Below are 22,062 nucleotides of genomic sequence, written 5' to 3' on the forward strand. Positions count from 1 at the left end.
CGTCAGCTACGAACAGCCCATCATGTTAAGACAAGCGGGCCAAAGAGAAGCACGCCAAGCGACACTACCATCGATAGTGTCATGCCAACGGTTATGAGCGTGACAATTGTCCGCCCATGAGCTGTGGGCAGCCGTGAGACGACAGACTCAGCTGCCGCTCTAAAGATGTGCCCACCATCAAGTGGGAACGATGGGATACAGTTGAAGATAGCGAGGTTGAAGTTCAGCCACCACGTCCAAAAGAGAAGGTTGATGCCGATAAGTGTCCCACTCCCGAGAACTGAAAACGGGCCACTGACGGTGAAAAAGCCGGCCACGCCGGGAGTGAACCCGGCGAAGTTGTAGGAGACTCCCTCCATGATGAGCGTCGCGAAAGGCAACATGAGCAACTGGAGGTGGTACCAGAGGAACCCAGTGACAGTCGACATCTCATCCGGAATTGCATTGCCTCCAAGCATCGACAAGAAGTTCTCGGCAGGGTAGGGGTCGATACCGAAGTCGTTGAGCAATAGTGCGCTGTACCCCTCTGCCGCTCGAACATCAATCTGCGGGTCGTCGGCCGAGCCACCAACTGTTACGTTGTACGTGTTCTTCTCACCGCTGACAAAGGCTGTTATCGGTACCTCCTGTCCGGGTTCAAGTCCGTCAATTTGCTCACCGAAGGCCGACGTATTCGAGACGCGGACGCCACTGACATGTGTAATCAAAAGCTCCCTATCTTCGGGAGCGCCGGCATCGGCAAACTGCCCGTCAGGGTCGACGTGGAAGATATACGCACCTATCGGTAGAGTCGCCTCTCCTCTGTTGGTTTGGATGGTCGCAACTGTCCTGTTTTCGACGGCCGCGGCGAACTCACCTTCTGTCTGGACGGCTGTCCCGTTGACCGACGCGATTTTCGGTGGCTCTTTTTCGCTCAACTGAATACCCGGAACAAGCTCTTGGACGCCACCGGTAACAAGTAACTCCCGTTCGACGGTGACATCTTCACCATCCTCGCGTGAGACCATCACTTGCCCGTCGTCGTTGCGTTCGAGATAATCCTCGAACTGTGATACGTTCTCGACCGGTGTTCCATCGATATGCGTGATAACATCCCCGCGTTCGATACCTGTGTCGGCAGCACCTGACCCCGCGAACGTATCCCCGACCGGTGCGCCCGGTACGACAGAGACAAAGCTAGCGAGGGCAACAATCCCAACCAGTGCAACGATTGTCACCGCAAAGTTGTTCGTGATGCCAGCCGCAAACATCCGGGCCCGTGCCCCCCGGTCGGCTTCGCGCTGGTCATCAATATCAGGCTCGACAAACGCCCCAAGCGGGACAAGTGAGAAAAACGCCACTCCCATCGAGTCGATATCAATCCCCTCGACTCGACAGAGGAGTCCGTGGCCACCCTCGTGAACGATTAACCCGACCAGCAGGCCGAAAACAATTCCGGGGGCAGCCGATAACGGAAGGAAATCGTTGACGCCCGGAATGACCAGCGCATTCTGTGGACTTTCTATTGTCGCGCTGTCGGGTTGTGAAAAGACTGCCGGCACCGAGAGGAGGACAAAGATCCCTGCAAGGACCATCACGACCAACGCGATTCCAACACCGAGATTCCCCCACGCGCGCCAGAATCGCTTGCGGCTGGCCACTCGGTCCAGAAACTGCCGCCCGCGTTTTGTCTTGATTGTCAACAGTGGGCCGGTGACACTGAAATACTCCGGTAGATAACCATAGGTCCGCAACGCCATTGCGAGCACCGAATAAATGACAACGCCCGCGATAGCGCCGATCAGCAAATCAACCATCACCTACACAGTAGGGGTGTCCCGAAAAGAGGGTTTGGATACCTGAGTATCCGTCCGGCTCTGTCACGGAGGTTCGGGTAAACATAACTATCTTCCTTCCGTTAAATACAATATGCCAGCAATTCCGGATTCGTTTCACGACCTGTTTGAGAAAGCAACCTTCGCCCACGTCGTAACGATGCAGCCCGATGGCCGGCCACATACGACGCCAGTGTGGGTTGATTACGATACTGAAGACAATCGACTCCTCGTCAATACGGAGCGACATCGACGAAAAGCCCGCAACGTAGACGAAAATCCCGCCGTCTCAGTGAGCATGACAGACCCTGACGACCCGTATCGATTCCTCTCAGTTACTGGAGTCGTCGAGGAGACAACAACAGAAGGGGCCCGCCAGCACGCCGACGAGCTAGCACAGCGATATATTGACGACGACTATCCCAGCGAAATCCAGACTGAGCGACTTCTTCTTCGTATCCGGCCCGATGACATCTATCACAACTGACGCTGCGCCTCTCGCCGCGTCGACAGCCGCTTAGAGCCTGCGCTTGATTCGTAGCACAAGCGGCACACCACGGTCGGCCTGCCGGACACGCCGCCTGCGCAGCCCGAGCAACCCGACCACCAGCGTTGTGATACTGACGATGATTGTTACGTTGATCGCGCCAAGCGCAACCATGGGGTGGATATCGTGCAACGCCATGAGAAACGACGGCGGCAAAATCATGACGTATCTGTTTTCGTCGATACTCACCGTTCGTTGTTCATCTGGTGGCGGTGCAGGGACGTACATCGTCGTCGACACCGTATCGCCGCCCGGAAGGCCAAGCTGCCTGTCCTGTAGTGTTGTATCTGGTGCAGATTCGAAGGCGACAAGCATCGTTACAAGCCCCTCGTTTGTCGCAGAGAGACTCACATCGACAGGCTCTCCAGGTGTTGCCTCGTCCTGAAATGCGGCACCCTCAACTGGGACTTGGTGGGTACTGCTTGGGAGGACCATCGCGGCGTTTGCCGGAAGTGCGACAACTGCGACTAGTACGATAACTGCGTACCGTGGGTCAAGCCACTCGCTTTCGCCTTGTTTTCGACTCCGAGTTCGGTCTGACCCGCGGATGCTATCGCCAACTGTTATGCCGAGCAATACGAGGCCAGCGAGAAGGAGAACTGACCCCATCTGGCCAGCGGTATCGGCACCCTCTAACCCGAGTACGGTCGTTACGGTCTCTTGGACCTCGAATATGAGGGACCGACCGCCAAGCACCACCGTTCCAAGTGAGGGGAGTGTCACGACGTTTCCGCCTGGTTGCCAAGCGGTTGCAACAATCTGGTCGTCGGTTACCGGTGGTTCGACACCATCTTGGTCAGTAAATGGATTGCCATCTCCTTTCGTAATGTACCCATCTTCGGTTTCATCGACAACCCGATGTGTGGTGAGCTTACCGCCTTCGATTTCTTCGGCTTCGAAGACGACCACATCTCCTTTCTCAATATCACCTGTGACAACATCTGGGACTGCGATGAACCCGTCTCCGGTCTGAATCGTCGGTGACATGCTATCGGACGTAACGAAGCTCAAGACCGCAGGCTGCCCGATGATGGCCCCACCGGCAGTTGCGAGAATTAGCAGGACAACGATGATTTTCGCGACGCTTCTAATCCGTCTTCGAAACATGCCAGTATCGCGGTACCACCTGTTTGTTTACTGGCGTAAATAGCTGTTTCGTCCTCTCTGTCCCCTTCGATGTGTCATAAAAGCAGGAACCCCAACCTCAGCGCGTTCGCGCGAGCAAGTTGAGGTCATTTAGGCGTTCTCGGTTTCGTCTTCGTGAGTGGCTTCGATGTACTCACCCTCAATATCCGGGAGGCGGCGGTAGCCAAGCATACCCCCAAGGATTGCTGACCCACCCAGCACGGTCAGGAACAGTGCCATCCCACGGATGCCAGCCGACCAGAGGCCACCCATCGCCACCAGCGAGAGTACCAGCACATTCAGCCAGAGCAGGCCTAGACGGACCAATGCGTATCTGACTCGTGGTCGCCGTGTCTGAGCTGGTGTTTTCAGTAGCGGCCTGACATCCCGAACCCGCGTCTGAGTCAGGTAATTGGTCAGGACCGCGATGATCGCGATAAACGGAAGCCACACATACCAAGGGAAGATGAAGCTGCCGAAGTCAAACGGTAGGGCCCCAAGCAGCGGAACTGCTGTTGGCTCCTCACCGGGAACGAACTCATCGGTATCTTGTGACCCGTTGTCTGGTGTCGTATCCGTTCCGGGGTCGGTATCCGGGTCAGGTGTCGCTGTGGGGTCGGTATCCGGGTCAGGTGTCGCTGTGGGGTCGGTATCCGGGTCAGGCGTCGCTGTGGGGTCGGTATCCGGGTCAGGTGTTGGTGTGGTCTCAGTCTCATCATCCGGTGTTTGAGTCGGGGTCGAATCCGGATCTGTCGGCGTATCAGTTTCCTGCTCTGATACGTCCGGTGGTCCCTGTCCTGGTGATTCAGTCTCGGTCTCCGATTCGTCCTCAGGGAGACGCTGCCTGTAGGTTACTGTCTCGACAAAGGTGCCAGACGTATCTGAGTCGGCCTCAACAACGAAGCCGAGCGCGACGTGTTCGTCAGGTTCGAGCCTAATAGCGTTGTCCTCGCCTTCGACCGGTTGCTTGGTGTCCATCCGCAGGAGGGTCAACTCGTCGGTACCACTCTGTTCGAGCCAGACTTCTGCAGTTTCAACACTGTCTTGAGTATCCTCCAATCCCACCACAAACACGTCGTCTATCCACATCTTGGTCCCCGCAAAGACATCAATCTCAACAGACAGGTTTCCTTGGCTGTTTAGCTCCGCGTACTCGTTACCGTTCTCTGTGTCGGCTGGGCTCAGAAAGACACCAGAGTCGTTTGTCGGGTCAAGCCTGTCGCGTTGCCCATCCATCGGAACAGCACCCGTCGCTATGACAGTGCCGCAGGCGATTAAGACGAGTGCCGTGGTGAGGAGTAACCGATTCATCTGAAAAGTAGACAGCGAGTGACGGTCGCTGCCTAGAGAACTGTGTCAGGCCTAGCTGTGGTCTCCTTTACGCGCAGCGAAGACAATACTGCTGATGGTGTCGATAGCTGCTCCTGTATTGTTCTGTAGGTCAATCACGACTGTGAGCTTGATATTACTGCCCGAGGATAGGTCAACAGCGTTATCGCCCTCTGTTGAACTATCGACGATTGAGGTGCCGCTACTATCTTGGATATCCAAGACATCCCCGATAAGATTGTTTGTGTCGTCGCTTGCGTCTGGGTTTACTGAGATACCAACGTCTTTACTTCCATCATTTGTTACCTTGAGTGCATCCGCAAACGTCGTCGTTGCCCGCTCGTTGAGGTCCGCTTGCTTGATTTTAATTACTGAAGTTCCAGACTCATTTTCCGTTGTGATGATGTTGTTATTTGAGCTTGGATTATTCGGTTCGAACTTCAGAATCGCACTGGAGTCGTCGCTCGTGTTTATCTCGACTGAACGTGTCGCCTCGACTGAAGTAAACGCACCCGAACTAAACAGGCCACCAATACCGACGCTAGCCGTCCCAAGTCCGAGCAGTATAGATCGTCTATTAATTTCCATAGTTCGTGCTTGCATGTGTTGATGCACTATACTCTCTTAGTAATTGGCAGCAATATAGTGGTTAATGCCGTCCATTATCGTCTCAAGCACCGATTTAGCTCCGATAAAGCGGCCTAATAATATACCAATGGGGGTCTTTGAGATGAGCAAGGCACGCTTCAGGTGCTAGATCTCTAATGAAAATGAATCGCAGAAACGTACTGACAGGATTGGGCGGATTGGCAATTGGTGGCGGCGCACTTGTCGGCTCAGGTGCATTTACTTCCGTCGAGGCAGAGCGCGACGTAGAAGTGAATGTTCTCGTCGAGAACGAGATTGGTGACTCCGAGGAAGTGGCTGACGTGCTCGTCAACGTCGGCGGCTACGAGACGGTCGCAGCTGACGACGGAACTACTACTAGTACGGACGGCACTGACTTCTTCCCAAGTAGTGGCACTAGCACCTACAGCAGTCCGAGTTACGGAGAAGACTACGTCAGCCTCATCGATAACGATGTGACTCTCGTGTTCGGACACAGCGGTAGCGAACTCGTTCCTAACGCAACCACCTCATACGATAATCTCTTTGCGCTGGTCAACAGCGCCGGTAGCCAGACAACGGGATCGCACTCACTTTCGTTTGGCAACGGTGGCTTCACCGAACCAAATACTGGCGTCAGCTTCCAGAGCCCACCCAGTGGGGTACAGATCGGCGCTACAAGTGCACAGGAGTTCGATGTGGACGTGACGGCTGATGGCGCAGACGATACCTCCACCGGTGAACTCGTGATCACGATCCAGTAGTAACGAACGCTATTGGAGAGTGCCACTCAGGGGTGATGAGCCATCAACGACTCTCCGAAAGATAAGAAAGCAGTCAAAAAACTGGCTTGACATGCAGGGGACATTGGGCTGGGACTCTCTGGGCCGCGTGACACAACCAGTGAGTTACCACATATAAACCCAATGTACAAACGGAGTACAAGCGGCGGTAATCACTCAATAGTAAAACAGGATTATCATTGTCTTATTTCCAGAGTTTTACATCTTACTAAGACTCACCGATACTGTTTAGTATCCAAATCACTCGATTAGTAACAGATGGCCACCAGCAATTTGAATCATGAAAAAAAGAATAATTCGGGGCTTACACGAGACGAGGTTTTTGAGTTATTAAGTAACCACCGCCGTAGATACGCATTGCATATTGCAAAACAGACTGATGGATCTCTAGAACTTTCGGATATTGCTGAGCAGATTGCAGCTTGGGAGAATGGCAAAAGCTTAGCCGAAATCACGTCCGACGAGCGACACCGCGTATACACCTCGATGCAGCAGACACACCTTCCGACGATGGACCGTGCGGGAGTCATCAACTACGACAACGGAACGGTAACGCTGACCGAGGAAGCGACCAATCTCGACGTGTATTTGGATGTTGTTCCCGAACAATCGATTCCGTGGGGACAGTATTATTTGGGTCTCTCAGCATTTTCAGCAGCACTACTGGCCTCCGTGCTCATGGGTGTGTTCCCGGCGAGCGTTCCCAACCTTGCGTGGGGTGGGATTGTCGTTGGGTTGTTTTCGGTCTCAGCTCTGTACCACGTCTGGGAGAGCCAGCGCATGCGTCTCGGAGCTGCGGAGACGCCACCTGATATCGGGCAATGAGCAAGAAGTGGACGCGCCGGAGTGCGTTGGCACTTATCGGGAGTGGTGCCGGCCTGCTCGCAGTGGGTACCGGCGGGTTTACTGAAACTGACGTTGACCGCACAACCGATGTTGATACGTCGAGTGACGGACCAAACAGCAACGCATTGCTCGGCATCAATCCCTTTGGAGGCCAGCTTGTCTTCGAAGCCGAAACCAGAGAGCTGGTCGAATTGACGAACAATACTGGTGAACAACTGGACACAGTCTCTGCAACCGTCGAGAACAACCCAGCTCTTCCGTTCAACGTCGAAGTCGAAACGACGCCCAACTCGCTAGATCCTGGCAGTTCTGGAACGCTGACTGCCACAATTACCGGCGCAAGCAGTAGCTGTGAGGAACAGTCTGGCGTTGTTAAACTAGAGATTTTCGCGTCGAGTTCGAACAACTCTGACACCGACATCAAGGCCACTCGTACTATCGACATCTCGCTCGTAAACTGTCTCAACTTCGAAACAGCGAGCACCACAACACCATTGGGATTCATCCCAGACACTGGCAATCAGTTCGCGCTACGTGATGGGTTCGATTCGAAGTCGACACTCGAATACGGTTGGAATCGTGACCAAACTACAGAATCACGGGATCGCAACACGGTTTCAGCGACTGAGGAAAATACGTTGAACCACTTTGTCATTAACAGCCGAATTCCGACAAGCTACGATAGCTCCCAAGATGCGTTCTGGAAGATTGACCTTCCAGCGGGCTGGTACGACGTGCGGATGCGGTGTCACGACCCGGATTATCTCGACCAAGAGTACTCTTTCGATGTTGATGGCGGAGCCGCTGTCGTCCCGCTTCGTGACCCGGAATTTGCGGACGGGAGCCGTCCGTCGGGTGAAAATGCTGAGACGTATAACTTCACCGTTGAAGTTGTAGATGGCAAAGATCTGAGTATTATCCCACCGGACGGAACGTACAACCCGAAGGTTTCGTGGCTCCAGTTCCAGTCTCTTGAAGAGGCGGCTGACCCAGCAACCTTTGATGTCGATATCTTCGCCTACGACAGCCCGGTCGACAAGGGTGATACTGCTATTGTTGATGTCGAAATCGAAAACACTGGCGACCAGCGCGACATCCAGCCGATAACGCTCGATGTCGCAGGCCAGGGGCAAGTTGATAGCGAGACAATTGCACTCACGTCCGGCGAAACGACACAGATACAACTCGAATGGGATACAGATAATATCAACCCCGGACCATACGACCTGACGGCTGCAAGCGAGGACACGAGCGACACTGCGACGACAGACGTAAGCGGCGAGGTGAAATATGAGGACGGGACGGCAAACACCGGCCAACGAGCCCGCTACGAACAGGATGTCGTCTTCGATATTGTGAACAACCGGGCCAGAGAAATCAAGTTTACTGGTATCCGGGTCGAGAGCACAAACACGTCCGCCGACCGCATAAAGAATACTGATGTCCAAGGCGACACCAAGGAAGCGTTCATCTGGGTTACCGACGAGTACGACCCTGCTTCCAGAGGTGACCATGACTACGACAACAAGGAGAACAATGGTCCGCCGTACTTTATCGATGACAACGGCCAGAGTGACCGCCTCGACATGGGGCCAAACGGAAGCACCGAGACACTGGCATCTGGTGATACCGCAACAGTAGAGCTGACAGCGTTCAGAAGTGGAAACAAGTCTATCACAATGGGTGGCACAGAAGTCAGTGAGATTAAAGTCGGCGACAAAACGGACATCGGCGGCACCACGCTCGATGTCACGCTCTTTTTCGAGATGCCGGACGGGACCGAACGGAGCAAAACGCTGACAATCGACGGTGTTTCCGGTAATCTGGAATTCATCCGCGACTCCAAAAAGCTGGCCAACGAGAATGGCTCAAATGACATTCTCGCATTCAACGTCCTGAACAACGACGCGAAAAACCTTGGATCCGGTCCTGCGGTCGAATTCAGCAGTGTCACCGTCAAAAGCACGAGTACGAACGCTGACCAGTACGACGGCAATCCTGATCTCGGGATTGTCACCGAGGGAACTAGCTATGATTACACAGACAATGGCAGCGATGGATTCTCAATTAGCCAGACGGTCGATCTGTCCGGTTCCGGTCTGAGCTTAGCAAGTGGTGAGGACGCACGGTGGAATCTTCGTGGATTTGAGGAAGAAGATGGACGCTATGATGACCCCGTTGACCTGAGTGGCGAGGACGTACTGATCGAAATAGAATACGAGGACAGTTCACCACCGGGTGGAGGAATCCGGTTCAAAATCACGGACCTCTGAACTGAGAGACAGAGACAAACCAGATCCTATAAATGAACGAACCTGATATACCACTTTCTGTCCGCTGGTTTCTGGAAGACTGGCTCTCTGCTGTCTTACTGGTACTGCTCGTATTCTCACTCCTTGGCGGGTACGTCGCCTACGACGCACACATCAACGGCGCAGACACTGTCGTCGAGCAACGGACAGAGGGGACATGGACTGTCGAAAGCGGGTTCGACCATGCTGGAACGGTCCAGCGCGAGTCTAACGTCTTTTCGATGGGGACTCGCCTCGAAAATCGCCCACTCTATTTCACCACCGTTGTACCTACTCTGGAGGCAAACTACACACTCGGCCACGACAACACCGACGGCAGGGAAGCGACCGCCTCGACAGAACTCTCTCTTGTTATCCGCGCCTTCGAGGAACGCGACGAACAAAAAGTCATCTTCTGGGACACAACGGAGACACTCAAAACCAAAGAAACCACAATTGCCGACGGTGACCAACGTTCAGTGGCTGTCCGCGTCAACGTGTCTGCGGTCCTTGAACGTATCCGAGCCGCGGAGAGAGACCTCAAAGCTGCACCAGGGGAAACAGAAGCGTTGATTATCGCCGACACAACCTTCGACGGGACCGTTGCGGGTGAGTCGTTTACTGATACCCGTACTGACCGTCTTGTAATCGAGCCACAAGACGCTCTCTACCGTGTCAGCACGGCTGTCGAAGATCAGAAATCCTACGATGCGACCGGGTCGGTAACCCGAACGGTAGAACCATCTGCCGTAGCACTCTATGGCGCGCCACTACTGTTTATTATCGGAGTACTTACTATAGTTGGACTCGCCATTGCAAGCTCGCAGGGATGGTTACAAGTCACAGAAGTCGAGCGAACACGTCACGAATTTGAGAGCGAACGCGACGACTTCGATGAGTGGATTTCGGCGGTCACGATTCCCGACAGCGGCAACCGAACTGTTGTCCCCAGCGAGACGATGGAGGACCTAGTCGATATTGCAATTGACAGCGACAGACGTGTTCTTGAAGAGGGCGACCGGTACGCGGTCATCGTTGACGACATTATGTACACATACTCAGCACCGACTAGTAGCGACCCGCTTGAAGCGACCGACAGCACCGATAGTACTAGTACACAGGTGCCATCAGGGTCAGCACAGAGAGAAGAGCAAGCAGGTTCTTCAACTGTTGACTCGGACAACGAGGGCCTCGCCGCGAGTGACCGTGGCGTTTCCTCTGGCTCCGATGAAAACAGTGAGTGACCGCAGCTTACTCAAGGATAACTGCTGTCACGTAGACAACAATAAACGCAAGACAGAATCCGAGAAGATGTGTGTAGAGGTCGAACACAGCACCGTCGCCGGTGAACTGTTGGTTAAAGCCGAAAAACGGGAACAGTAGTAACACACCCAGACCGAGAAGCCCAACCTCGATACGACCACCACTCCAGCCATCAACAACCTCATCCCACTCCGGGATGCCGATATAGCTAAGCAACGTTACCACGTACGCCAATCCAATCCCAACAGAGAGGACCACAATCTCGCCCATCCACGCACGAGACGGCACTGACAGAACTGTGATAATTGCCATAATAAAAAAGAGGAGTGCTGGCGCATCAGTTTCGTCGACAGTACTCGAAAGGTGGGTACTGGTGTAGCTGACAACTGCGAAACACAACAGCCCAAACAACGCGGCATTAATTGACGAAAACCCGTACAGTTGGCGGTGGCGGTCGAATGCGAGTTGCATCGCGCTCAAAGCAAACGGAAAAACAAGCAGAAACGTTAGCAACGCTTTCCTAAACAGCCATCGCCGATGGCTCTGGAGACAGAGGACATACGCTGTCGGTGCGACGACGACGTAGCTAACAAGGTTTCCGACTAGATGACTCTCGGTCAGGTGAATATAGTGTGAGGTGTACGCCGTCACGACTCTAGGACTGGCGATACGGAACACGAGTTCCTCGCGCACCGCAATGGGGACACTGAATACGGCAAGTAACGCAACCGGCCCAACACACAACAAGAGCAAATCAACCACATACCAGAAACGCACCGAATCACTGTCACGTGGTGTCTTGCCGACTGTTCTCTGACTGGATTCGGCCACACAGTTGGTTGACGATACCAGTGTATGTCCTTTTCGCTGTCGTCTGTCGTTTGTGTGCGTTATTGCGTTTCTCTCTGGTAGTCTGGCGCTGTTGACCGGTGAACGGCTCTGAAAGTATGGCGCTTATGATTGGTTCAGTTACCAACTCTGTTACTCGGTAACTCATAGCGACAGTATGGCACTGCTGTTTTTATTCTCGGCGCCCCAACAGAGAGACGATGAACCGCCTGCGACGCGTCGTTGCTTTCGGGCTGTTCGTCCTGTTTGCGCTTTGGCTTGTATCCTGGCCAACAACTCGGTTATTCGTGGCTGGGCTCGGCGAGAGCGGCGTCGAGCGTTGGGTCATCCTGTTCGCTACTCTGTGCAGTGTTATTCTGCTGGCGAGACTCGTAACGACGGGGTCGGTCTCTGGAGGGGACGGCCAAGACTCGGAGACGTCTCCCGGAAGTACCCACACGACACATAGCCTGTCAGCGTCTGGACCGGCGCAGGCGTCATCCAAAACAGGAAACGAGGGTGAGTCAACAGTTGAACGTGGCGACGGATGGACCGGCGACCGATTCTTGACTGGGCAGGGAGGAACGCGAAACAAGGGGTTCCAAATCGAGGAACAACCTCCTGAGACAGATGTAGACGAGCATCTCCAGTATCTCGCAGAGAAGCTTGGTGAAGACGTGCGGGACACTGGCAACGATACGACATCTGGCACTGGCGCGCAATCGCCATCTGATGCCGACATCCCGGAACAGTGTCCACAACCGTACTGTGACGCGGTGTGGGCACACAGCGGGCTGTTGAGTGGCAGTGACGGCTACGAAGTACTCTCCGATGGGACGCAGGTACGGTGTGGAAGCTGTGGTGCAATTGCATCACTGACCTAGTTTGCTATCGGAGCAACGTGCTCTATCACATATGTGGACGATTTCCAAACTATTTTGATGTGTCTCCCACCTACAAACGCCTATGTCAGTACGTGCAGGAGTTCTTGGCGCGACTGGAGCAGTAGGACAACGACTCGTACAGTTGCTCGACCCACATCCCGAGTTCGAGATTACAGCACTTACCGCGAGTGAATCGAGTGCTGGTCAGTCGTATCGTGAGGCAGCCAAATGGCGTATCGACTCACCGATTCCAGCAGACGTGGCTGAGATGACCGTGACCGAGACGACGCCGGAAGCAGTCTCTGATAATCTTGATATTATCTTCTCGTCGCTCCCGTCTGGGGTCGGGCGTGACGTTGAGCCGGCGTTCTGTGAGGCGGGCTATGTCGTCTCTTCAAACTCCTCAAACCATCGCACTGCGTCGGATATACCGTTAACAGTTCCTGAAGTGAACCCGTCACACCTCGACCTCATCGAGGTACAGCGAGACGAACGAGGGTGGGACGGAGCGTTGGTCAAAAATCCCAACTGCTCGACAATCACCATGGTCCCGCCGTTGGCTGCAGTTGAGGAGGAATTCGGTCTTGACCGCGTCACCGTCGCAACACTACAGGCGGTGTCGGGCGCTGGCTACGACGGAGTTTCTTCGATGGAGATTATCGACAATGCCATCCCCCATATCGGCGGTGAGGAGAACAAGATGGAGTCCGAGTCACGGAAGCTGCTCGGTGAGTTCGATGGCGCGGAGGTGCAGTGGCACGACGCCCGTGTCGAAGCCTCCTGTAACCGGATTCCGACACTTGACGGACACCTCGAAAACGTGTGGGTCGATACCGTAGACGAGACGAACGCAGACGACATCATTGAGGCGATGGAAACGTATCCGTCTGCGGAACTACACAGTTCTCCGGATGACCTCATTCACGTATTCGACGATGCAAAGCGGCCACAGCCACGGCTTGACCGCACCCGTGAAGATGGGATGACAGTGACAGCCGGCGGCGTCCAAGAGACTGATGGTGGCGTGCAGTTCAACTGTCTGGCACACAACACACTCCGTGGCGCGGCCGGCGCCTCCGTACTTAACGGCGAGTTGCTCGCAAAGCAAGGGTATCTATAGACACATTCTTCCCCGACGTATTCAGAGACATACCTCTTCCCCGGGCGTTTTAACCGTACGCTGTCACTCTGGATGGCAGGGAATATAAACGCCGCGCGAGAGTAAGTGGATATGGAGCGAATCGACGTCGCAATTGTTGGCGGTGGTCCTGCCGGGACTTCGGCGGCGTGGACGGCCGCCCAACATGGAGCCGACGCGGTCGTGTTCGAAAAAGGAGTTCCCCGTGCAGATAGGGAGAATCTCGGTCCGGACTCGACAGACGCTGCGGGCTTACTGGATTACTGGGTCGATTTGATGGGTTTTACCCCTGATGAGATTCCGGACGACGTTATCCTCACTCGATTAACAGGTGCTGATTTTATCGGCCCGTCGGCCGACATCTCTATCGATAATACTGGTATCGACTCTGCCTACCCGCATTTTGGCTGTGCATTCCACCGCGCCCGCTTCGACGACTGGCTACGCGGGCGTGCAGAAGAGGCTGGGGGACGTTACGAGATTGGCGACAGCGTCACCGATATCGAGACAAACCCAGAAAACGGATACAGCCACACGCTGACGCTCTCCAGCGGAGACCAGTTCGAAGCCACCTCTCTCGTATTAGCTGATGGCCCCCAACGAACCGTCACCATCGACACCTTGGACCAGTTCACTCCTGCGGGGCAATCTATCGCTGATGTCCTTGACCCATCAGTGGTAAACCACATCGCATATCAGGAACACCGCAAGGTCCCTGAGGAACTCTATGACCCACACCGGCTGAAGTTCTGGTGGGGTGTTATGCCAGGGCATACTGCCTACCCCTGGGTGTTCCCGAACGACCAGAGCGTCGCACGCATTGGTCTCACGATGCCCATTGGGCTTGATATCGACGACTACAACCACCGCGACTGGTCGCTGCTTCGAGCTGACGATGACAAGATTCCACGCGGTAACGTCTACATCGAGCGCCTCCTCGAACAGGAGTATCCCGAATATGACATTGATGACTTCCCGCTCGTCGAAGATAGAGGAAAGCGTGACGGGACAGAGACGTACGCTATCTCTTCGACACGACCAATCGAGTCACCGACACAGGCCAACATCGCCGTAGTCGGTGGTGCGATGGGTGGGACTTCCGCGTTCCACGAGGGTGGCGATCACGTTGCTGTCAGGACTGGCAAAATTGCCGGCAAACTGGCCGCACAGGGCCGACTCGAAGAGTACAATGAGAGATGGCAGGCTGCACTCGACACAGAGATGGTTCGCAACGTAACGATGGCCGACCTAGTCCGGGGATACGGACCCGCAGACTGGGACCGCGCCTTCAAGACAACCGATACGATGGTAAACCGTGGAGAGTATTCATTATTTGGTGTTCTCAAATCGGGACTTAGCGGTCTAAAACTATTCCGTGAGTACCAGCAGACAAGACGCCAGTTTACCGACAGTGACTACGTTCAGTTCGAAGAATCTGCGTACTCACTCTGAAGGCTGTCTCAGCACTCTGTTTGTCACTCCAACAAGCGACCGTGTTCGTCTATTTCTCCGTTCCGAATGCGAGTGCTACTGATGCGTGTGCCATCTTCGGCGACGACGAACGGTGCGGTATGGATTTCGAGTCGAGGGAGGTCGTTTTCTGCGCGATCCTCGTTTAGTTCGTAGGCCCGGCGTTGTGCTTTTGCCTCCGGTGAGACGATCAGTGCGTCAATGTCGGCGCGCGACGCTGCAGGACCGTGTGTGTCTTCGAGTTTTACAATCTCGTAGCTGGCGCTGTAGGTCGTCCCGAGTTTCTGCAACTCCTCGTCGAGTTGCGCTTGTCGGTCGGTAAACGAACCGAGCTTGGATGCATGGTCAGGGTCACTTCGTGTCTGCTTTGCCACTGCAGAGTCAGTTAGACCAACAACTACGTGTCCATCCCCAGCGCCATCGTGGCTCGCCGTTTGGAACGCGGTATGTAACAGCGCCCGATGCCCATTGTGGACTGGCGTGAATGTTCCGCCAAGAATCGCCGCCCGTTCGCTTCGAGTCACGCTCAGTTCTATACGCTGGGTCGTAGTATACGTACTGGTCTCGACTGAGGAGTTACGCGATGGGTTCTTACACACGGGTGCCATACTCGTTGTTGCGTGCCCTAGTCCCCGCCTGAGCGGACCCACACGGGTGCGATGACACGCGGTGAACCCGGGCATGCGACAGTTTCGGACGGGAACACTCCGTCCCAATAGAGACGTTTCCCGTCTCCTGTGCCCGCACGAGGGTTAGCCGACTGACTCGGCACACCGCCAGGAATGATGTCGGTCGTTAGTGTTCGGGCACATATTTCGACACAATGTAGCTACTGCCCAACTCTATTCTTGCTGTCACAAATAGTAGCGTACATCAGGATATGGCACGGCTCTTCTGTAGCTGGAATTGCGTACCGAGACGAGAGGGTGGGGAAGTCCTTTGAAATCCAGTAGAAATGCTGTAACATGGCATATGAGTAATGCCCAGATTGTCCACCGGCCCGGTTTATCTTCTGGAACTGGTCCAACACGGCCACTGTTTTGGGGTTACAGAGATCGTTCAGCTTCTACCCGTGCTTCGCTCACAGTTGAGTCTTGATACCCTATCCAAACTTCGTGAACGAAAACAACCGTGATTGAGACACCGACAATTCCCCAGAGAACCGCGGACTCGGTTCCCGAAACGTCGCTCGAAAACAGTCCGGCGATAATAATACACATAAACGTGCAAACACCCATCCGCGAAGTGCGTGATACAGCTCCGTCTCTCCGCATCAACAGTGCTTGCGGAATCGCATATGCGATTGCTACCCATAATAAAAACCCCAGAACGTAGACCCATTCTCCAAACACTCCGAATCTCATCTCAAAAAGGGCTAATCCGAAAAGCACAGCTACAGTTGCGAGTGCTGAAACGGTGATGAGTTTGTTTTCGTAGGAGACCAACATTCGTCTGTATGTATATATGTATAGCGGAGTTATAAAAAAACACATACATCTGCGTCGTCGAATCCGCTACGAGGAGACCAGTCGAACAAAACGCTATCTCTTCGATGTGCGGCCTAGAATCTCTGTTATCGCCTGAGACTAGCCCAGCAAGGATATCACGCCGTACTACTGTCTCGCCAATCTCGTGACAGACGTACATCCGCACTGCGATTGCCGACCCTATGCTCGACTCCGATACGTCTTCTATGTTAGCTTTATCCAACACCTGGGTTTAGTAAAACTAATGCCAGTAGTGTAATGGTGTTGGATTTGATTAACATCAGTGTGGGGAATGTGTTATATATGTAGAAAATAGAAATAACACATATGTCAGGAAATTCCGACACCGAACCGGCGGAAAATGTTGAGAATACCAAGGAAGAAACAGAGAAGCGTATCCGCGAAATTCGAGAGAAAGACCGCCTAACGAAGCTATTCACTCAGTCGAACGGGAAGATAATCGCGGCACTCCTAACCTCTCCTCACGACATGAGCGCAACCGGTCTCTCGGAAGCGTCAGGTGTGAATCGAACTACGGTGTACGAGAAGAAAGATGTCCTCCTAGATCTCGATGTCATCGAACAGACACGGACAGAGGGACAAAGCCCGATGTACGATATTGCAGATACCGATGTTGCTGAGGCTGTTGCAGACGTGTACGCGAAACTCTACTAACCCATTTGCGTGACCTGTACCACTGGACAGGTGACGCTTGACGACCTGAAAGAGTACGTCGAAAATCAACCATGATACGGGCAATAGAAGAACAAGAAGTTGCCTGCGAATACTGTAGCAAAACTGCTCAGATAGACACTAAGACGATGTTTTTTGGCAGAGCGTCATACCAGAAGACAACTGAGCAAGGACAAGAGAATGGCCCTACATTTTACGAGACTAACGACGGATGGCTCTGTGAAGATTGCTGGAGCAGGCAGAGAGAGAAACAGCAAGAGTTACGAAGGCGACCAGAATACGGCCCTCCGGAACCACCGAATGAATGGCGTTTCTGTCAGTCTTGCGGCGACCAAATTAGCACAACAAGACTAGATGGGCAACGTTGTGAGAAGTGTGTTTCGGGGGCTGAACAGAACCGATGAGCCAGACCGTCATGAAAACGTTGCAGGCCACGCTCGCACCACCGACGCGCCACAAGGAGCGGAAGCTTCGAGAGACACTTTCGACGTACCGTGAGGCGCTTCGAGAGGCGTTCGACGCCGGGTGTGCAACAATGAGCGCCACCAACGACATCGTGACGCCCTACGACCTGAATTACCACTCGAAGAACGCGCTCAAATCCTACGTCCCGAAACTGCATGGTACCTACGATGCCGACGAGATTACTGCCATCAGTATGAGTTGGGTCCAGTTTTCCCCTCTCTGTTAGAGTTCCGGCCAAACGGTTCTGTGAAGCGCTATGTCGCCTACGGAGAGTGTAACCCGATGCATTGAATACCAGAATAGCTGAAGACTAGGTATGGACGCACTCGTTACGGGTCACGCAGGATATATTGGCGGTGTGTTGGCTGACCAGTTAGTAGAAAACGGTCATAATGTCATTGGGTTTGACCGTACAGCCGATGCAGGCGACGATATCCGTGACCGCGACCGAGTCGAGGAGGTTATCACCACCAAGGAGTTGGATATCGTCTATCATCTGGCTGCTGACGCCGATGTCTGGGTTGACGACTGGCCATATCTGCTCGAAAACAATGTTGTCGGCACTGCCAACGTCGCTGCCGCCACAGCTGAGGCAGACATTCCGCTTGTGTTTGCATCCAGTGTTGCTGCGTCAGGCGAGTTCAACCGATATGGCCGCTCCAAGAACCTTGCCGAGCAGGCGGTCAGTGAGTACGACAACGTGACAACGGTCCGCTTTCCGAACGTCGCCGGACGTGGCGCGCCTCGTGGACAGGCACAGGACATGATTCAAGAAGCACTGTCTGGCGACATCGAAGTATGGGACAACGGGAACATCCGTCGCTCGTACATTGATGTTCGCGACCTCGCATCGGCGCTTATCGACATTGGGACGAATGCGTACACGGTTCGTACACCGTCGTCGATTTTCGCACACACCGTCACAAATCTGGAACTCGGCGAATCTATCCAAACGGTCGTTGCCGAAGAAACGGACACAGAGCCGACGCTCTCACTTGTTGATCGGACGCCGCCATCTCCACGAACACTTACGGCTGCAGAGTGGTGTCTCCAGAACCCGATACCGCTGAAAGAATCACTCCGCTCACAAGTACAGGCCGCGCTGAACGATACTGGGTCAGCGTAAGCCAGTTTACAGACGGTCGCTCGCAAGCTGACAGGGGGCGCTGTGTCCTTGCGTGGCGTTCCGGCACTCCTTTTGAGATGACGCCAACGTCTGTAACTGGCCTAGTTAGTTGCTTTGGGGTTTATCAACTACCCACGCCCCGAGTGCCAGAACTGAACCACAGAGCAAGAATAGCGATTCGCTGTGCCCGTGAGAAATCCCGACCCAGACTGCACTCAGAAGAACTGCTGTTGTTAGTACTGTTGTCTCGGATGGGAGTGACAGTCGGGGGATTCCGTGGAATGCAAATGCAAGCAAAGTCAGACCGAGACCCATCCCAGCGATAACGTCGACAAGGAAGTGAACCCCGAGCGCGACACGGCTGAACGCCACAAGCACGACGATGATTCCTGCTCCGAGGAACCGCTGTCGCCGTGACCCGCTATCTAGAACTGTTGCCAAACCGAGATACGCGACTGTTGCCATCGTTGCGTGACCACTCGGAAAGCCATAGCCCGAAGCGTGTGCAGTAAACTCATACAGCGGAGCAATCATCTCGGGAAGAGTTGTCGGGTCAAGAAGTGATGCTGTTGGGCGTGGACGGGCGAATAGCTGTTTGAGTGTACTGTAGGCTCCGACACCACATGCAAGTACGCCACCGACAAGCACAATTCCTGTCTGGCTCTCTCGTTGAGTTACGTACAATCCTCCGAGCAGAGCAAGGAGGAACCACCCATCACCCAATTGTGTTATAACTGCGACAAGAACGCCTAGCCAGTCTGGAATCGTCGATTGAATCGGTTCGATGACGCCCAACCCGCGCGACATATCGTTGGTTCAGGAAGGCAACAGAGATAACGATGTCCTTCGCAGCGTGCTGGTCTTGTCTTGGAGCGCCGGCTGTTGTTTATCTCTGCCAACGCCTCCACATCCTACCGATAAAGAGCGTGTACTTCGCTGGCAAGACGCTTTTAGACGCAGTTCGTTATTCGACGCTTTCAGAGCCCTCATCCGCCTGTTGTTGAGTCACCGCTATCTCGTCAGTTCCAGCATCTTCCAGCTCTTCAAGCGCAGCGATGGCTTCTTCGGGAGAGACGGTCACATCTGTTGGAGGGGTCGTTGATTGGTCACTTCCTGCCCCTGTCGTCATGAGCAGTCCCATCCCCTGCCGGACCGAGATATCAATCTCATGGACTTCGTCCTCGGGAACGAGCACAAGCCGACCGCTCGCGGGATTGGGACTACTCGGAAGAAACACGTTATAAACGGTCTTTCCAACTGTCTCATTCACCGCTTCCGGGCTTTTACTAGTCACAAGGCCGATTGTATAGAGTCCTTTCCGTGGAAACTCGACAAGTACGAGACTATCGTAGGATGTCTCAGTGTTAGAAAACGACTGCGAAATTTGTCGGACAGTCGTATAAATTGTCCGGAAGACGGGAATAACCTTGACCGACCGTCCCAAGCTACCGAACAGTCGCTGCCCGACCTGCCTTTGAGCGAGAAACCCGATAAGTGTAAGCACCACCACAATAAGTACGGCGGCAAGAACCCGAGCGACGGCTTCGACGTTTCGAGTAAACGATTCTAGCTCTGTCTCCTGAACGACAGGGTCGATAATCAAGAACGCGAAGTCACTCAGTAACTGGAGAATATAGAGTGTGACGACCAGCGGTATGACAAGTACAAGCCCGGCGATGAAGCTGTCTCGGGCCTTCTGCAAGTAACTCATTGTTTATACGACCTATTCGAAAGTAAATAAATCTAGCTGCACAACAGACAGACGAGAACAGGTGTTTCCCGTACCAATCGATAAGAACGCCCTGGTATCTTCTCTTATCGAATGTAGCCGAGATCTTCGAGTTGCTCTTCGAGGTTGTCGTCTATTTCAGATGTTTCTTCGGCGAGAATCTCGCTATCGACTAGTGGCTCGTAGGCCTCTTGGACCCGCTTATGAGGCGCTGTCGAGACAACTGTCGCATCATCTGCTCCGGCAACATCGGCTGTTAGGAACGAGTCGTCTTTCTGTGCAAACTTTCTGATGCCATCTTCGCCGTTCTCGTAGACTGCTCTCCACGGGCCGATGTAGTCGTTGACATTCTCAACAGAGCTGTATTTCTTGATTTTCTTCTCTGGGATTCTGTAGGTCGACGCAAGCACTTCTTTTCTCCCGGTCAGTGGGTCCTCGCCGTCGCCGGTGGCCCCTGCTCGCAGGAGGTCCGGCGTATCTGTCAGTGAGACGACTTTATCGACGGTACGGCCCACCTCCTGTCCGGGATAGCTGACTACCAGAGGAACATGCGTTAATACCTCTGGAATACCCCACTTATGACCACGGAGACGGACGTTCTCCTTTAGGCGACTCTGCTCGCCGAATGCTTCCCCGTGGTCACTCGTTACCACGAGAAGGGTGTCAGAGAGCTCTCCTTTGGCTTCAAGTTTGGTAACAAGGTCTTTGAGGATAGCGTCTGCCTGTCTGATTGTCCCATCGTAGAGGTCTTCAAGCGCTTCGATGTTATCCCAGCCACTGCCCCGGAGCGTCTCCCAGACACTCGGTTTCTCGTTTTCCTGAATGTCCCAGTGGCGCTCGTCAGCCCACTTGTCGTACGTTGCTTCCGGTTCGTACGGAGAGTGAGTATCCATCAGGTTGATACACGCTGCCCAAGCATCGTCTTGTTGAGATTGCCAGTCAAGAAACGAATCGGTAAATTCGTCACCAAAGAGCGTCCGGTAGCCCGAGTCTGCGTCTGTCTCCGACGACGGGCCAATATCGGCCACGCGACCGATGCTGTCACTGACTCGGCTCACCAGCCCGTTCTCAGAGACTGACTCTGTGAGCCGAGAAAATGCATCGTATCCCCGGAAGTACGCACGCTTTAATACGGTCCCATCAACTGCATTTTCAAGCCGTTCCGCTATCGGATACTCCGGCTCGTGACGGTATTGAAACCCGTCACCGAGGTTGGAGGCGTTTGCGACGATACGGTTATTGGTAAAGAGCCCAGTCGCGTACCCCTCGTTCTGTAGCTCACGCCAGATTGTCCGGTCGAGATCGATTTGAGCAGTATGGCGTGTCGCTTCGTGTTCCTCAACGTGTGCCCCGGTAAACATGCTGACGTGACTGGCGATGCTATGTATGCTTGGCGCTCTCGCCTGCGTGTATACCGTTGCGCGGTCGGCAAACTCCGAAAGAAATGGTGTCGTCTCCCGCTCATACCCGTACAAACTGGTGTTCTTTGCGCGAACGGAATCCAGTATGACGAGCAAGACGTTGTTCCGTTCGTTCACACCGGTAGATTGCTTGGCGCGTTGATAAACATACGGATTGAAACGAACAACAAACACGTCAGTCAGACAGACAGAACTAC

General features: G+C 54.0%; 19 protein-coding genes and 1 pseudogene. 11 read left to right on the forward strand and 9 right to left on the reverse strand.

Going from position 1 to position 22,062, the window contains the following annotated elements:
- Positions 1-20: 20 nt before the first annotated feature.
- Entirely contained in the window at positions 21-1,796 is a 1,776-nt protein-coding gene (locus tag N5098_RS03025) for a site-2 protease family protein (protein WP_267636220.1), read from the reverse strand.
- A 112-nt stretch (positions 1,797-1,908) separates the two neighbouring features.
- On the opposite strand from N5098_RS03025, the gene N5098_RS03030 reads away from it, so the two are divergent.
- Entirely contained in the window at positions 1,909-2,301 is a 393-nt protein-coding gene (locus N5098_RS03030) for a pyridoxamine 5'-phosphate oxidase family protein (protein ID WP_267636221.1), read from the forward strand.
- A gap of 30 nt (positions 2,302-2,331) precedes the next feature.
- Here N5098_RS03030 and N5098_RS03035 read toward each other — a convergent pair whose 3' ends face one another.
- The 3 genes from N5098_RS03035 to tafE all read right to left on the reverse strand — a co-directional run bounded on the left by N5098_RS03035 (position 2,332) and on the right by tafE (position 5,418).
- On the reverse strand, positions 2,332-3,468 hold the full coding sequence (locus N5098_RS03035) for a signal peptidase I (protein WP_267636222.1): 1,137 nt from the start codon (positions 3,466-3,468) through the stop codon (positions 2,332-2,334).
- A 129-nt stretch (positions 3,469-3,597) separates the two neighbouring features.
- Positions 3,598-4,722: a hypothetical protein gene (locus tag N5098_RS03040; RefSeq protein WP_267636223.1), complete on the reverse strand. Its 1,125-nt coding sequence runs from the start codon at positions 4,720-4,722 to the stop codon at positions 3,598-3,600.
- 126 nt (positions 4,723-4,848) lie between these two features.
- Positions 4,849-5,418 carry a TafE family fimbrial adapter protein gene (tafE, locus tag N5098_RS03045; RefSeq protein WP_267636224.1) on the reverse strand — a complete coding sequence of 190 codons (570 nt, stop codon included), beginning with the start codon at positions 5,416-5,418 and terminating at the stop codon, positions 4,849-4,851.
- 161 nt (positions 5,419-5,579) lie between these two features.
- Here tafE and N5098_RS03050 point away from each other — a divergent pair, with 161 nt between their 5' ends.
- The 4 genes from N5098_RS03050 (at position 5,580) to N5098_RS03065 (ending at position 10,605) form a co-directional block, all read left to right on the forward strand.
- A complete protein-coding gene (locus tag N5098_RS03050) occupies positions 5,580-6,185 on the forward strand; it encodes a hypothetical protein (RefSeq protein ID WP_267636225.1) in 606 nt (201 codons plus the stop codon).
- A gap of 297 nt (positions 6,186-6,482) precedes the next feature.
- A complete protein-coding gene (locus N5098_RS03055) occupies positions 6,483-7,049 on the forward strand; it encodes a DUF7344 domain-containing protein (protein ID WP_368407987.1) in 567 nt (188 codons plus the stop codon).
- Positions 7,046-9,343: a COG1361 family protein gene (locus N5098_RS03060; RefSeq protein WP_267636227.1), complete on the forward strand. Its 2,298-nt coding sequence runs from the start codon at positions 7,046-7,048 to the stop codon at positions 9,341-9,343. The genes N5098_RS03055 and N5098_RS03060 overlap by 4 nt, the downstream gene beginning before the upstream one ends.
- Before the next feature lie 32 nt (positions 9,344-9,375).
- Positions 9,376-10,605 carry a DUF5305 domain-containing protein gene (locus N5098_RS03065; protein WP_267636228.1) on the forward strand — a complete coding sequence of 410 codons (1,230 nt, stop codon included), beginning with the start codon at positions 9,376-9,378 and terminating at the stop codon, positions 10,603-10,605.
- 7 nt (positions 10,606-10,612) lie between these two features.
- Here the strand turns inward: N5098_RS03065 and N5098_RS03070 are convergent, their stop codons facing one another.
- Positions 10,613-11,455 carry a hypothetical protein gene (locus N5098_RS03070; protein WP_267636229.1) on the reverse strand — a complete coding sequence of 281 codons (843 nt, stop codon included), beginning with the start codon at positions 11,453-11,455 and terminating at the stop codon, positions 10,613-10,615.
- Positions 11,456-11,673: 218 nt separating this feature from the next.
- Between N5098_RS03070 and N5098_RS03075 the strand changes: the two genes are divergently transcribed.
- The 3 genes from N5098_RS03075 to N5098_RS03085 all read left to right on the forward strand — a co-directional run bounded on the left by N5098_RS03075 (position 11,674) and on the right by N5098_RS03085 (position 14,926).
- On the forward strand, positions 11,674-12,336 hold the full coding sequence (locus N5098_RS03075) for a hypothetical protein (protein ID WP_267636230.1): 663 nt from the start codon (positions 11,674-11,676) through the stop codon (positions 12,334-12,336).
- 82 nt (positions 12,337-12,418) lie between these two features.
- Entirely contained in the window at positions 12,419-13,456 is a 1,038-nt protein-coding gene (gene asd, locus N5098_RS03080; protein WP_267636231.1) for an aspartate-semialdehyde dehydrogenase, read from the forward strand.
- Positions 13,457-13,567: 111 nt separating this feature from the next.
- The gene (locus N5098_RS03085) at positions 13,568-14,926 is read left to right on the forward strand and encodes an NAD(P)/FAD-dependent oxidoreductase (RefSeq protein WP_267636232.1); all 1,359 of its coding nucleotides are present in this window, start codon (positions 13,568-13,570) and stop codon (positions 14,924-14,926) included.
- Positions 14,927-14,949: 23 nt separating this feature from the next.
- On the opposite strand, the gene N5098_RS03090 is transcribed toward N5098_RS03085, so the two are convergent.
- Positions 14,950-15,468 carry a phosphopantetheine adenylyltransferase gene (locus tag N5098_RS03090; RefSeq protein ID WP_267636233.1) on the reverse strand — a complete coding sequence of 173 codons (519 nt, stop codon included), beginning with the start codon at positions 15,466-15,468 and terminating at the stop codon, positions 14,950-14,952.
- Between the two features lie 1,290 nt (positions 15,469-16,758).
- Here N5098_RS03090 and N5098_RS03095 point away from each other — a divergent pair.
- From N5098_RS03095 to N5098_RS03105, 3 genes and pseudogenes are all read left to right on the forward strand, one after another.
- Positions 16,759-17,106 carry a helix-turn-helix domain-containing protein gene (locus N5098_RS03095; RefSeq protein WP_267636234.1) on the forward strand — a complete coding sequence of 116 codons (348 nt, stop codon included), beginning with the start codon at positions 16,759-16,761 and terminating at the stop codon, positions 17,104-17,106.
- A 418-nt stretch (positions 17,107-17,524) separates the two neighbouring features.
- Positions 17,525-17,770 (forward strand): annotated as a pseudogene (locus N5098_RS03100) (RNA-guided endonuclease TnpB family protein); the annotation flags it as partial.
- Between the two features lie 135 nt (positions 17,771-17,905).
- Positions 17,906-18,715 carry an NAD-dependent epimerase/dehydratase family protein gene (locus tag N5098_RS03105; RefSeq protein WP_267636235.1) on the forward strand — a complete coding sequence of 270 codons (810 nt, stop codon included), beginning with the start codon at positions 17,906-17,908 and terminating at the stop codon, positions 18,713-18,715.
- Positions 18,716-18,820: 105 nt separating this feature from the next.
- Here N5098_RS03105 and N5098_RS03110 read toward each other — a convergent pair whose 3' ends face one another.
- From N5098_RS03110 to N5098_RS03120, 3 genes are all read right to left on the reverse strand, one after another.
- Positions 18,821-19,522, reverse strand: a complete 702-nt coding sequence (locus N5098_RS03110; protein WP_267636236.1) for a phosphatase PAP2 family protein — start codon at positions 19,520-19,522, stop codon at positions 18,821-18,823.
- Between the two features lie 157 nt (positions 19,523-19,679).
- Positions 19,680-20,426, reverse strand: a complete 747-nt coding sequence (locus N5098_RS03115; RefSeq protein WP_267636237.1) for a DUF502 domain-containing protein — start codon at positions 20,424-20,426, stop codon at positions 19,680-19,682.
- A gap of 104 nt (positions 20,427-20,530) precedes the next feature.
- Positions 20,531-21,982: a sulfatase gene (locus N5098_RS03120; protein WP_267636238.1), complete on the reverse strand. Its 1,452-nt coding sequence runs from the start codon at positions 21,980-21,982 to the stop codon at positions 20,531-20,533.
- Positions 21,983-22,062 lie beyond the last annotated feature (80 nt).

This window comes from Halovenus rubra (assembly GCF_026586665.1).
Lineage (GTDB): Archaea > Halobacteriota > Halobacteria > Halobacteriales > Haloarculaceae > Halovenus > Halovenus rubra.